This is a genomic window from Streptomyces mirabilis (genome assembly GCF_039503195.1).
In the GTDB taxonomy this organism is placed as follows: domain Bacteria; phylum Actinomycetota; class Actinomycetes; order Streptomycetales; family Streptomycetaceae; genus Streptomyces; species Streptomyces mirabilis_D.
Map to the genome: position 1 here is coordinate 5,517,997 of NZ_JBCJKP010000001.1, position 12,036 is coordinate 5,530,032.

Here is a 12,036-nt window from a genome sequence, read left to right on the forward strand (position 1 = left end):
CGGCGTCGGAGGAGGCGGGGGAGGAGGTGTGGGGCACGGCCTGCGGTTCCTCGGAGTCGGGTACGTGGGGGGTGCGGGCGGGCGGGGGAGCCGGGACCTGAACACCCGGCTCCCCCGCCCGCACGCTCACTTCAGCGCGCTGCCGGCCCGCCACTGGGCCCAGTCCGCGTTCCAGTCGCCGTAGCCGTAGCCGTAGCCGTAGCCGTAGCCGTAGCCGTTGCCCACGGCCACCGTGTCCTTGGAGCCGACGACGGTGATGACGTCGCCGGGGATGACCTCGTCGTAGAACTTCCTGGCGGTGCCGTCCGTCGCGAGTCCGACGCACCCGTGGGTGACGTTCTGGTGCCCGGCGTACGTATGGGCCTTCGGGTTCTGGTGGAGGTAGGTCCCGGAGGTGGTGAGGTGGACGGCGTAGGAGCAATAGCCCGCGTAGGCGTCGCCGTAGCCGACGGTCTGCGAGTTCATGAAGACCTTGGTCGCCTTGTCGGAGACGACCATCGTGCCGTTCCAGGTGTCCATGCCAGGGGCGCCCGCGGTGATGGGCACGTTCCGGGTCTGCCCGTCCTTGACGACTCTCATCATGTGCGTGCGCTCGTCGACGGTGGCGACGAGCGAACGGCCCACGGTGAAGGGCCGGGTGATGCCCGAGCCCGCCCGGACGGTGACCGCGGTGCCCGGGGCCTCGTACGCGCGCGGCCGGAAGTCCACCCGCTGTCCTTCCAGCAGATTGCGGTCCTTCACCCAGCTCCAGGAGCCCTCGACATCCGCGTCGACCTTCAACTGCCGCTCCACCTCGGCGCGTTCACCGGCCGGTATCGCGTGGTCGAAGGTCACGGACATCGGCATGCCGACGCCCACGGTCTGCCCGTCGGCGATGCTGATGTGCGCGCCGGTCAGCTTCGCGAGGGGTGTCGTTTTGACGGGCCGGGTGGTCGGCGTCCGACCGGCCGTCGTGTCCGGCTTCGCCGCCGTGTCCACCTCGGTGTCCGCGCTCCCGGTCACCGCCCCCTTCGAGCAGCCGGCGAGTGCGAGCGCGCACAGGGTGGCCACCGTCCAACCGGCCGCGATACGACGGCTCCTGGCTCTCCTGGTCATCCTGATCCCCCTGCGGTGTGTTTCGATGTGCGGCGTACGGGACCTGTACGCACGGCACGGACCGCCGGGTTGCACGGGGCGGTTGAAATTCCGAAGTCTTCGGCGGGGGCACGACCGAGGAAGAGACGGGGGGCATGACCGAGGAAGAGTTCGACGCGTTCTACGCCGCCGCGTTCCCCCGGCTGACCGGTCAGCTGTACGCGTTCACCGGGGACCACGGCGAGGCGCAGGACGTCGTCCAGGAGGCGTTCGTCCGCGCCTGGGACCGGCGGCGGGAGTTCCTCGCCGAAGGGGCGCCGGAGGCGTGGATACGGACCGTGGCGATGCGGCTCGCGGTGAGCCGCTGGCGTCGCGCGCGCCGCTGGCTGGAACTCGTCCGCCGCACCCCGCCGCCCGAGCACACGCCGGGCCCCGACCCCGAGCGCACCGCGCTGGTGGCCGCGTTGCGCACGCTGCCCGAGGCGCAGCGGATGGCGCTGGTCCTGCACCATCTGTGCGACCTCAGTGTCGAGCAGGTAGCCTCCGAAACCGGTGCCCCCGTGGGCACGGTCAAGGCCCGGCTGTCCCGCGGCCGGGCGGCGCTGGCGCGGACGCTGGCGACGGCGGACGAGTGGGAGACCGTCGACGGGGGCAGGAAGAGCGCGGACAGGGCGAAGCCGTCCGCCGGCTCCCCGGACGCGCCGCGCTCCGCGCGCTTGCTGAATCCGACGGACGAGGGGAAGAGGGAGGACGACCGTGTCCGATGAACTCGCCTCCGGCCTGCGAGAGTTGGCCCAGGACGCCGAGACTCCCCCGTCGATGTCCGGCGCCGAGATCCGGCTGCGTGCCGTACGCCGCAGGCGCCGCCGTTTTCGATGGACCGCCGTGACCGTCGCCGGTGCCTGCGCCGCCGCGAGCCTGGCCCTGGTCGTGGCCCTGAACCTGACCGGCGGCGACCGCGAGGACCGCCCCTCCCCGGCCGCGAGCCCCACCGCCCCGCCCAGCACCCCCTCCCCGGCCGCGCCCGACGCCACCGTCGACCTCTCGCGGCGCATGCTGACGGTCGCGGGCCGTGACCTGCCGATCTCCTCCGGTTCCGTCCGCTACCCAACGGCCACGGGACGGATGATGGTCGTCACGAAGGACAGCGTCAGGACGCTGTCCTTGTTCGCGGGCAAGGACTTGCAGAAAGTGGCCTGGGTGATCGGCCTGCGTGCCGCCGACGGGACGACGAACTTCGTCGGAACCCTCACGAGCGACGAGAAGGCCCCCGGGAACTACGACGTCACGACCGGATGGATCGGCCTGCGCCGCGCGGACGCGGTATGGCTGTACAAGCAGTTGGAGCCGGGCGCGGTGATCGAGATCAGGGGCGCGACCACCCCGACCCCGGCGACGGACCTGTCGCCGTCGGCGACCGTGGGCACGGTCCTGCCGGGCGGCACCGGCGGCGCCGCGACCTATCCCGGTCGGACCGCCGACACGCCCGCGCCGTCCGTGCCCACAGAGCCGTCCGTGGTGGCGGTTCCGGCCGGGTAGGTGCCGTCGTTGCGCCGAACCGAGTACGGGGGTTCGGGGTTGGAGCCCCGTCCTGGTGTCGGGCGCCGGGGTCAGCCCTCCTGGGCGGTGTCGGCGGTGTCGGCGGTGTCGGCCGTATCGGCTGTATCGGCTGTATCGGCCGTGTCGGCCGTGGTGTTGTCGGTGTCGGCGGGGCTTTCGGTGAGGGGTTCGGTGGGTCTGCCGGTGAGGGGGTTGACCGGCGTGGTGGTGGGGTCGACCGGCATGGTGGTGGGGTCGACCGGCGCGGTGGTGGGGGTGGCCGGCGCGGTGGTGGGGGGTCGGCCCGCCAGGACGTCCTGGAGTCGTTGCGTACCGACCTGGACGGCCTGCCGGGTGGAGTCCTGTGCCGCTCCGCCGAGCCCGCCGTTGGTGAGGGAGACCGCCCGGTCCCCGACCCGCACGGCGGCGAAGTCCAGCGTCAGCATCGGCGCCGCGCCGGAACCGTCACCGGCGTTGGCGGCCGACGCACCGCTCATCGTCAGCCGCAGCCCCTCCCGCGCATCGCCCACCCCGGGCAACACCGACGGCGCGACCGTCACGTTGACCCGCCCACCCCGCACGTCCGTGGACGTGAACTGCGCGCACTTCGAGGGCAGCGTCCGCAACCAGGCCAGCTTGGCGTCCACCTCCGAAGGAGCGGCGTACGCGGCGACCTGATAGCGCAGTTGCGCCGCGTTGCCGCTCTCGTCGAGGCCCACGACGGCCCGGGCACCCGTCGGCTCGCCCAGCAGATCCTCGGCGTACAGACCGTCGAGCAGCCGCTGACAGTCCGGCGCGTCCGTCCTGGTCTTGAGGAGCCCGTCCCGCCAGGTCGCCCCGCCCTGTGTCGCGGACCAGCGACCGCCCAGCTCGCCCTGGGTGATCAGCGCGGCCGAGGCCTGGGCGTCGGTGAGGGAGGGGGTGGTGGAGGTGGCGGGCGGCACGACGGACGGCGCGTCCGCGGGTCTCATGGCGCCGTGCAACGAGCACGCGGACGCCGACACCAGGACGCCCGCGGTCAGGGCGCGGGTGAGGAGACGGTACGGACCGCTCGGACCGGTCGGAACCTTCATGGCGGGGGCCTCCAGGGGGCGGACGCGCGAGTGTCCCTCCCACGCCACCACCGGGCCCGGCGGCCCACCAGTCGCACCGGGCCGTCCGGGTGAGCGGCCCGGCCGATCACCCCGCCACTGCCCGCGGGACCGCCCCGGCGAGGCTCTGCGGGCACATATCTGTCATGACCGTGGTAGAAAATGGGCCGCCGTCCGGGCGGTTTTTTTATTCCCCGAAGTGGGGTGAGATAGTGCGCCGCCCTTCGGGAGCCGCACGTGCTAGTGTCGATATCAGTTGCAGTTGTGGTTCCCAAAGTCTTGGAGCGTACTTTCCGGTCCGTACCGGTTGGTCGCTTCTGAATTATCCGGAAGTTTTTCCGGATGGGGCAATCATTGCGGCGACGCGGACCCGCACAGTGTGGGTCCTCGAGCTTTGCCCCGAAGGAGATTTGACATGGCTACTGGCACCGTGAAGTGGTTCAACGCGGAAAAGGGCTTCGGCTTCATCGAGCAGGACGGCGGCGGCGCCGACGTCTTCGCCCACTACTCGAACATCGCCACCCAGGGCTTCCGTGAGCTCCAGGAAGGCCAGAAGGTGACCTTCGACGTCACGCAGGGCCAGAAGGGCCCGCAGGCGGAGAACATCGTCCCCGCCTAGTCCGGGACCTGCTGACGCCTGACTTCTGAGTCGGCCGACGCTTACAGGTGGCCGGGACCTGCACCATGAGGTGCGGGCCCCGGCCACCTGCTTTTTTCTTCCGTCCGGGTCGGCCCCGGTTCAGCCCCGCCGTTCCCGGTCGTCCCGGATTGAATTTCCGGCGAATTTTCTGGCCGCTGTGCCCACTTTCCGCTCCGCCGTGCCCACCTTCCGGCGCCGTGAAACTTCATCCCGCGGAGACACCATGCGTTGTGTGATCGCCCGTTTCCCCTTCGACCTCATCAAGAGTGAGGTCGAGCACTCGATGGCGGGCCGCGAGCCCGAACCCGTCACCAGCGCGTCCGTGGCCATCGGCCCGCACTCCTACCCCGTCAAGCAGGTCGGGGAGGTCATCACCAAGCAGGACCGCCGTGACTTCACCGAGCTCGAGGTCGCCCGCGCCCTCACCCGTCTGGGCTTCGTCTGCCACCCTGTTGTCACCCCGACCCGCTCAGCCGTCCCCAGCTGGGCCGAGACCGCGTAACACCCCGTTCGGCCCAGCAGCTCCGGGCCCTTCTCCGGACCGGCCGGACCGGCGCGGCCGAAGAAGGTCTCCTCAGCCCTTCGTCCACGGGGCGCCGGGGACGACCGTCCGCACCCTCGTCGCCACGAAGTCCACCGTCGCGTAGTGGCCCGGCGACATCCGGGCCGTGACACGGCGGAGATTGCCGTCGGCGTCGATCCAGTAGGTGAGAGTGGAGTCGTCAGCGGGGCTCGCGGAGACGCTCGGGGTGGGGCGCGGGCCGGAGAAGACGCCGTAACCGTGGCCGTCCAGACGCTCGTCGCGCAGCCACAACGGACCCGAACGGGCGAGGAGCGCCGCGTCGTCGGGCCGGTCCGCGGCCACGGACACCACCAGGCGCAGGGCTCGGTCCAGGGGCGCCGTGGAGTAGGGGCGGCGGGTCCACTCCTCGCGCTTGAGGGTGCCGGCCCTGCGGACGGCCTGCGCGGCGGTCGTCACGATGTCCGGAGCGGGGGGCCTGGTCATCGTTCGGCCGGGCTCGGCGCCGGGCGCCGCAGCCGGCGGGCGGGCCACGGCGATGCCCTCCAGGTCCCAGGCGAGCAGGCCCTGCACGGTCCGGGTGTCGTCGACGATCTCGTAGGCGCCCACGGCCCGGTGCACATGGTGGTCGACCACCGCACGCACCGTGATCGTCCCGTCTCCCGTCTCCGCCGCGGGCAGCCGCACCGTCACCTCCGCAGGACTCGCCTCGTACGCGCGGAAGCGGGCCAGTGCCATGCGCTGGGCCTCGTCCGCCGAGACCGGGTGCGGGGACGCGCCGCCGTTGCCGGGGAGCAGCAGCAGGAGAGCGGTCAGGGCGCCCGCCAGCGCCGTCGTGGCCGCGATCGCCGCCACCCAGATCTTCTTGCGCGGCTCGCGCGGCTTGCCCGGCTCGCGCGGTGGTTGCGGCACGGGGAGCTCGTGAGGCTCGTGAGGAGAGAAGCGCATGCTTGTCTCTACCTGCGGGCGGGCTCTCCACCGGTCGACTCCGCTGGACGGGCCGCTCCGGGTCACTCTCCCGGGGGAGGCGGGCGGGGCTACACCGCCAGGATCGCCCGGACCGTCTTGCCGCCGACGCCCGTGTTGACGACCTCGAAGCGGTGGGCGAGGTGCTGGACCATCGCGAGACCGCGGCCGCTTTCGGCGTCGGTGTCCACCAGGCCGACCCGGGGGCGGCCGGGGCTGTCGTCATGGACCTCGACGGTCACCTCGCCGCCCTGTCCCAGCTGCAGCCGCAGGCGGCAGCCCGTACGGCCGTGCCGGACGGCGTTGGCGACGAGCTCCGAAGCGATGAGCGTGGCGTCGTCGACCTGGTCGGCGGTCGGCGCCGCCGTCCGCGGACGCGGACGGGTCAGGAACGCCGAGGTCAACCGGCGGGCCCTGCCTGCCGAAACGGCCGCGCGCGGCAGGGTGTACTCCACGCGGGCGGTCAGTCGGACGGCGCGCTGGTGCGCACGCATGACAACCTCACTTCCCCTCCCAGGACAACCGGTACCCGGCGACCGGACCCCCGCCGGCCGGGACCCGCGCACATGGTGCGCGGCCGGTCCTGCCTTCGGGTGATGCCCGCCCCCGGCGATCGGCAACCAGGGGCGGAGGTCACAAAGCCGCCAAGGATGTACAGAGTTGCTGGTGGTTCACGGCAGAGTTGCCCGGGGTTCACGGCCCGTTGCCGAGGAGGCGGAAGTCCGCGTAGTCGAAGCCGGGGGCCACCACGCAGCTGACCAGGACTTCTCGGTCGCCGGTCGGGCGGGCGGACTGCCAGACGTGGCCGGGGACCAGGACCTGCGGGCGCTCGCCGCTTTCCAGGGCGGGGCCCAGACGGAGGACCGCCGGCTCCGCGTCCGGGGCTTCGCCGTCGCCGCCGAGGAGCAGGTCGAGGGGGCCGCCGCGGTGCCACAGCCACAGTTCGTCGGAGCGGACCGTGTGCCAGGCGCTGGTCTCCCCGGGGGACAGCAGGAAGTAGATGGCGGTGGCGGCGGCCCGGGGACCGGGGTAGCCGTCGGGGTGGAAGTCCCGCGCAGCCCTCCACGTCTCCACGAACCAGCCGCCCTCGGGATGCCTCCGCATGCCCAGTGCGGCGGCCGTCGCCGGTTTCTCCGGATCGGTGCTCGTGTTCACTTTCCGTCCTTCCGTTCGAAAGTTCTCCGGCCGCTCCCGTGTCTCACAGGAGGAGTGCCCGGGAGGAGTGGCCCCTCCCCCTCTTCAGGCCCCGTCAGGCCGGATACGCGTGCGTCTGGGCGGCCTTCACCGTCGCCCAGACCGGCGCCCCGGTGTGCAGGTCGAGCTCGGCCGCGGCGACCGTCGTCAGGTCCGCGGCGAGCGCGAGCTCTCCGGTGAGGTCCGCGCGGATCTGGTCGCCGTGCGTCTCCAGGCCCGCGACCTCGCACCGCCAGAGGTTGCGCGCGCTGGAGCCGGTCGGACGGTCGCGGTACAGCGTGACGGCACTGGGCGGGAACGCCACGAAGACGGGCCCGGTCAGGTCCTCGGTCGTGGTGATCGCCGGACCCGTGTCCAGTCGTACGGTGTGGCCCTCGGCCGCGCCCCGGTAGAGGTTCAGGCCGACGAGCTGGGCGATGTAGTCCGTGCGCGGGTGGCGGGCGATGTCCGACGGTGTCCCCTCCTGGACCACCCGGCCGTGTTCGACGACGACCAGCCGGTCGGCGAGCACCATCGCGTCCAGCGGGTCGTGCGTCACGAGTACGGCGACGGCCTCGAAGTCGCTGAGGTGGCGCCGGAGTTGGGAGCGCACATCGAGGCGGGTGCGGGCGTCCAGCGCGGCGAGCGGCTCGTCGAGCAGGAGCAGCCGGGGGTGGGTGGCCAGCGCGCGGGCGAGCGCGACGCGCTGCGCCTGTCCGCCGGACAGCCGGCGCGGCTTGGCGGCCGCGTGCTCGGCCAGCCCCATCCGGTCCAGCCACCGCGCGGCCCGCTCCCGCGCCGCCGCCTTCGGTACGCCCTGACAGCGCGGCCCGAACGCCACGTTGTCCAGGGCGGACAGGTGCGGGAAGAGCAGATAGTCCTGGAAGACGACGCCGACCGGGCGGGCCTCGGGCAGCGTACGCCCCAGGTCCGCGCCGTCCAGCCGGATCCGGCCGCCGTCGGACAACGGCGTGAGCCCCGCCAGCGCTCGCAGCGCGGTGCTCTTGCCCGCCCCGTTCGGCCCGAGCAGCGCGACGACGTCACCGGGCGCGGCGGCCAGGGCGATGTCGAGACGGAAGGCGTCGCGGTGGACCACCAGGTGGGCGTAGAGGCCCTTGTCGCAGGCGGAGGGCTTGCCCGGGGGAAGCGTCGGGTCCGTCATGACGGCGCCGCCGTCCAGCGGTCCCTGAGGCCCGCAAGGACCGCGATCGACACCGCCAGCAGGACCAGGCTCAGGGCGATCGCGGCGGCCGGGTCGTTCTGGAGGGCGAGGTAGACGGCGAGCGGCATGGTCTGGGTGCGCCCGGGGAAGTTGCCGGCGAAGGTGATCGTCGCCCCGAACTCGCCGAGGGCCCGCGCCCACGCCAGTACGGCGCCGGCGGCGATCCCGGGCGCGATCAACGGCAGGGTGACCCGGCGGAACGCGGTGAACCGGGAGGCGCCGAGCGTCGCGGCGGCCTCCTCGTAGCGCGGGTCGGCCGCGCGGAGCGTGCCCTCCACGCTGATGACCAGGAACGGCATCGCCACGAACGCCTCCGCGACCACGACGCCCGCCGTGGTGAACGGCAGCGTGATCCCGAACCACGAGTCCAGCCACTGCCCGACGACGCCGTTGCGCCCGAGCGCCAGCAGCAGCGCCACACCGCCCACCACCGGGGGCAGCACGAGGGGCAGCGTCACCAGGGCCCGCACGAAGCCCCGGCCGGGGAAGTCCGTACGGGCGAGGAGCCAGGCCAGCGGCACGCCCAGCACCAGACTCACCCCGGTCGCCGCCGTGGCGCAGACCAGGGACAGCTGGAGCGCCTGCCAGACCGCCGTACTGGTCAGCTGGTTCGGGAGGTCCCGCCAGGGGGCTCGTACGAGCAGGGCGAGCAGGGGGAGCAGGAGGAAGGCCAGGCCGACCAGGGCGGGGAGGAGGAGGGGGAGCGGGACCCCGGCCGTCCGGACGCGCGGGCGCCGCGGCTCACCGGTGAGGATGTCGGCCGCGGCGTCGGAGACGTCCAGCTCGGTCACGGCTGCAGGAACCCCGCGGCGGTGAGCACGTTCTGGCCCTCGGCGGACTGCACGAGCGCGATGAACGCCTTCGCCGCCTTCGCGTTGGGCGCGTCCTTGAGCAGGGCGATCGGGTATTCGTTGATGGCCTTGGCCGACTCGGGGAACTCCACGCCCTCCACCTGGTCACCCGCCGCCTTCACGTCGGTCTTGTAGACGACGGCGGCGTCGGCCTCCTTCAGCTCCACCTTCGTCAGGGCGCTCTTGACGTCCTGTTCGTAGGAGACCGGGGTGAGCCTCAGCTTGCTGGCGTCCAGCGCCTTCTGCGCGGCGGCGCCGCACGGCACCGTCTTGTCGCAGAGTACGACCTTGAGGCCGGACTTCGTGAGGTCCTTCAGGGAGGCGACCTTGTCGGGGTTGCCGGGCAGGGTCGCGATCTCCAACTGGTTGCGCACGAAGGTCGCGGGCGTGGTCGCGGCGTCCTTCTTGTCCGTCACGATCGCCATCGTCTTGGGGCTGGCGGCGGCGAACACGTCGGCCGGGGCGCCCCCGGTGATGCTGGCGGCGAGCGTGTCGCTGCCGCCGAAGTTGAAGGTGACCTTCGTGCCCGGGTTGGCCTTCTCGAACTCCTTGCCCAGGGTCGTGAAGCTCTCCTTGAGCGAGGCGGCGGCGAACACGGTCACCGTGCCGGAGGGCTTCGGCGAGGAGGAGGCCGAGGTGTCCGACGTCGGGGAGGAGCCGGAGTCGGAGGACGAGCAGGCGCTCAGGGCCAGCAGCGCGGCGGCACCGACGCCGGCCACGCGCAGAGTGCGGGTGCGGGTCCGGCGCGTGGATCGGGTCATCACGGGTCTACTCCCTCGGAAGCCTCAGGCATGCCTACGCCGATCATACTTCCGCAGATGCAAGCCGGAAGTCTCCTGTGCCATCGCATGAGCTGCGCGATCGATGCCCGGGTGTACGCATGTGCGTTTGTACGGGACCGCCTCCTGGGTACGGACATTCGGGAGGTGGTGCCCAGTGGGGCAGTCCCCGGCTTCGCCCGCTCACTCGCTCGCGTCGGTCGCCCTGACCGGAGACCTCGCCCGCCCCGTCCGGCTGACCGTGCCCGACCTGTTGGCCTGGCCCCAGCACCGGGCCCGGGTCAGCTTCGAGTGCGCCACCAGCGGCGTACAGCACCACCGCTTCGAGGGGCCCCTGCTGCACGACGTCCTGCACGACGCCGGACCGGGCTTCGACCCCGCCCGCCGCACGGACCGGCTGCGCTTCCCCATCGCGGTGGCCGGGGCGGACGGCCATCACGCGCTCCTCACCTGGGCCGAGATCGACCCGGACTTCGGGCACGCCCCGGTCCTCCTCGCGAGACGGCGGATCGCGGCGGACAACGCCTGCTGAAGGCCCGTTCGGCGACGAGCTGCTCGCCACGATGAAGCGCGGCGCCTATCTGATCAACACGGCGCGGGCCCGGACCGTGGACCGGGATGCCGTCGAACGGGCCCTGGGCGACGGGCAGTTGGCGGGGTACGCGGGCGACGTCTGGTATCCGCAGCCCGCGCCGGGCGACCACCCCTGGCGCACCATGCCGCACCACGGCATGACCCCGCACATCTCGGGTTCGTCGCTGTCCGCACAGGCCCGTTACGCGGCGGGCACCCGGGAGATCCTGGAGTCCTGGCTCGACGGGACCCCGATCCGGGACGAGTACCTGATCGTCGACGGGGGTGCGCCGGCGGGGACGGGGGCGCACTCGTACTCGGTCACACACTGAGTCGTACGTCGTTACGACTGAGTCGTACGCCGGCACGCGCTGACTCGTACGCCGCCAGCCGCCGAGTGGTACGCCGCCAGCCGCTGGGGAGCAGTCGGCCGCCGCCCGTTCAGACCCGGTCGATGTGCACGTTCGTCGACTTCACGCGGGCGGTGGCCTCCATGCCGACCTCGAGGCCGAGTTCCTCCACGGCCTCCCGGGTCAGCAGGGAGACCAGCCGGTGCGGTCCGGCCTGGATCTCCACCTGGGCCGCCACGTCGCCGAGCTTCACGGCGGTGACGATGCCCGGGAACGCGTTGCGCACAGAGGTGTAGGAGGCGTCCTCCTCACCGCTGCCGCCCTTGGCGAGCTCGACGGAGAACGCGGCCAGATCCCGCCCGTCGATCAGCCGCCGCCCGCCCTCGTCCCGGTGCGTCGCCATCCGCCCGGCGTCCGCCCACCGCCGTGCGGTGTCCGGGCTCACGCCGAGCAGCCGGGCCGCCTGACCGATGGTGTAGGACTGCATGCGCGCCAAGATAGGCGCGAGATCCTTGCATATGCAAGCAAGCCCGTGGGGCGCGTCAGAGATCGCCCTTGACGTACGAGCGGGCCGCCGCCATCACGTCCTTGTGCCGATCCTCGGCGATGGCCTGCAGCGGTGAGTCGTCCTCCAGCTGCGGATTCATGCCGATCATCCAGGCGCGTGCCGTGTGGCAGTTCTCCTGGAGCTCGATGATCTGGAACACCTGGTAGGCCGCCCGCAGGCGCAGCTCGGAGTCGATTCTCGGGCTGTTCTGGGCGCTGGACCATTTGCCGACCTGCTTCGGGTCCTCGATACCGGCGATGAACGCGGTGAGTTTCTGCCCGAAGTTGTCCTGGAGGAAGCGCGCTATGTCGGCGATCGACTTCTGGACCGTGTTGGCGTGCGCGGTGGTCTCGGTGACCGTGTCGGTGACGCTCGTGGTGACCGTTTTGACCGCGGACTCTCGCAGTGGCTGCATGATTCCTCGCTTCCTGGCGGTCATGAAACGGGTAAGACGCGGGATGGCGCGAGGGGTGACAGACGGGGTGTCAACATGGCTTCTCCTCAGTTGTGTTGAGGGAAGTCTACCCGTCCGAGGGTCTCTCACTCCACCGTTTTCCCCCTTCAATCCCCTGTGAAATCCCACCTCGAAAGTGGCGTGAGGGGTTTGACCAGGGGTTTTATCCGGCGCCGTCGATGGGTACGGGACGGAGCACCGCTCGATCGGGCGACGCGGGTGCGGCCGAACGCCCGGGGGACGGGCGCCGTTCGGCG

Annotated in this window: 14 protein-coding genes and 2 pseudogenes; 6 read left to right on the top strand and 10 right to left on the bottom strand. The window is 72.0% G+C overall.

Annotation, left to right across the window (positions count from 1 at the left end; genetic code table 11):
- Positions 1-126: 126 nt before the first annotated feature.
- Positions 127-1,095 carry a L,D-transpeptidase gene (locus tag AAFF41_RS25515; protein WP_343324672.1) on the bottom strand — a complete coding sequence of 323 codons (969 nt, stop codon included), beginning with the start codon at positions 1,093-1,095 and terminating at the stop codon, positions 127-129.
- A gap of 134 nt (positions 1,096-1,229) precedes the next feature.
- Between AAFF41_RS25515 and AAFF41_RS25520 the strand changes: the two genes are divergently transcribed.
- Entirely contained in the window at positions 1,230-1,841 is a 612-nt protein-coding gene (locus AAFF41_RS25520; RefSeq protein ID WP_388409811.1) for a SigE family RNA polymerase sigma factor, read from the top strand.
- On the top strand, positions 1,831-2,613 hold the full coding sequence (locus AAFF41_RS25525; RefSeq protein ID WP_319752621.1) for a L,D-transpeptidase: 783 nt from the start codon (positions 1,831-1,833) through the stop codon (positions 2,611-2,613). Before AAFF41_RS25520 ends, AAFF41_RS25525 begins: the two co-directional genes overlap by 11 nt.
- A gap of 71 nt (positions 2,614-2,684) precedes the next feature.
- Here AAFF41_RS25525 and AAFF41_RS25530 read toward each other — a convergent pair whose 3' ends face one another.
- A complete protein-coding gene (locus AAFF41_RS25530; RefSeq protein ID WP_343324673.1) occupies positions 2,685-3,686 on the bottom strand; it encodes a hypothetical protein in 1,002 nt (333 codons plus the stop codon).
- 433 nt (positions 3,687-4,119) lie between these two features.
- Here AAFF41_RS25530 and AAFF41_RS25535 point away from each other — a divergent pair, with 433 nt between their 5' ends.
- Both AAFF41_RS25535 and AAFF41_RS25540 read left to right on the top strand, forming a co-directional pair.
- Entirely contained in the window at positions 4,120-4,323 is a 204-nt protein-coding gene (locus tag AAFF41_RS25535) for a cold-shock protein (RefSeq protein WP_010986199.1), read from the top strand.
- Positions 4,324-4,567: 244 nt separating this feature from the next.
- The gene (locus AAFF41_RS25540; protein ID WP_319752618.1) at positions 4,568-4,846 is read left to right on the top strand and encodes an SCO5918 family protein; all 279 of its coding nucleotides are present in this window, start codon (positions 4,568-4,570) and stop codon (positions 4,844-4,846) included.
- 72 nt (positions 4,847-4,918) lie between these two features.
- On the opposite strand, the gene AAFF41_RS25545 is transcribed toward AAFF41_RS25540, so the two are convergent.
- The 6 genes from AAFF41_RS25545 to modA all read right to left on the bottom strand — a co-directional run bounded on the left by AAFF41_RS25545 (position 4,919) and on the right by modA (position 9,837).
- Positions 4,919-5,776 carry a hypothetical protein gene (locus tag AAFF41_RS25545; protein ID WP_343324674.1) on the bottom strand — a complete coding sequence of 286 codons (858 nt, stop codon included), beginning with the start codon at positions 5,774-5,776 and terminating at the stop codon, positions 4,919-4,921.
- A gap of 125 nt (positions 5,777-5,901) precedes the next feature.
- A complete protein-coding gene (locus AAFF41_RS25550) occupies positions 5,902-6,324 on the bottom strand; it encodes an ATP-binding protein (RefSeq protein WP_319752616.1) in 423 nt (140 codons plus the stop codon).
- A gap of 199 nt (positions 6,325-6,523) precedes the next feature.
- Positions 6,524-6,985, bottom strand: coding sequence for a cupin domain-containing protein (locus AAFF41_RS25555; protein WP_257040340.1), 462 nt, complete (start codon positions 6,983-6,985; stop codon positions 6,524-6,526).
- Between the two features lie 94 nt (positions 6,986-7,079).
- Positions 7,080-8,165: an ABC transporter ATP-binding protein gene (locus AAFF41_RS25560; protein WP_343324675.1), complete on the bottom strand. Its 1,086-nt coding sequence runs from the start codon at positions 8,163-8,165 to the stop codon at positions 7,080-7,082.
- Positions 8,162-9,016 carry a molybdate ABC transporter permease subunit gene (modB, locus tag AAFF41_RS25565; protein ID WP_319752614.1) on the bottom strand — a complete coding sequence of 285 codons (855 nt, stop codon included), beginning with the start codon at positions 9,014-9,016 and terminating at the stop codon, positions 8,162-8,164. Before modB ends, AAFF41_RS25560 begins: the two co-directional genes overlap by 4 nt.
- Complete coding sequence (gene modA / locus AAFF41_RS25570; protein ID WP_319752613.1) at positions 9,013-9,837, bottom strand: molybdate ABC transporter substrate-binding protein; 825 nt, start codon at positions 9,835-9,837, stop codon at positions 9,013-9,015. Before modA ends, modB begins: the two co-directional genes overlap by 4 nt.
- A gap of 175 nt (positions 9,838-10,012) precedes the next feature.
- Here modA and AAFF41_RS25575 point away from each other — a divergent pair.
- Together AAFF41_RS25575 and AAFF41_RS25580 are read left to right on the top strand one after the other, a co-directional pair.
- Positions 10,013-10,354 (top strand): annotated as a pseudogene (locus AAFF41_RS25575) (molybdopterin-dependent oxidoreductase); the annotation flags it as partial.
- A gap of 40 nt (positions 10,355-10,394) precedes the next feature.
- Positions 10,395-10,760 (top strand): annotated as a pseudogene (locus tag AAFF41_RS25580) (NAD(P)-dependent oxidoreductase); the annotation flags it as partial.
- Positions 10,761-10,869: 109 nt separating this feature from the next.
- Here the strand turns inward: AAFF41_RS25580 and AAFF41_RS25585 are convergent.
- Both AAFF41_RS25585 and AAFF41_RS25590 read right to left on the bottom strand, forming a co-directional pair.
- Positions 10,870-11,265, bottom strand: a complete 396-nt coding sequence (locus AAFF41_RS25585; RefSeq protein WP_054234136.1) for a TOBE domain-containing protein — start codon at positions 11,263-11,265, stop codon at positions 10,870-10,872.
- A 55-nt stretch (positions 11,266-11,320) separates the two neighbouring features.
- A complete protein-coding gene (locus AAFF41_RS25590) occupies positions 11,321-11,740 on the bottom strand; it encodes a hypothetical protein (RefSeq protein WP_054234135.1) in 420 nt (139 codons plus the stop codon).
- Between the last annotated feature and the right edge of the window lie 296 nt (positions 11,741-12,036).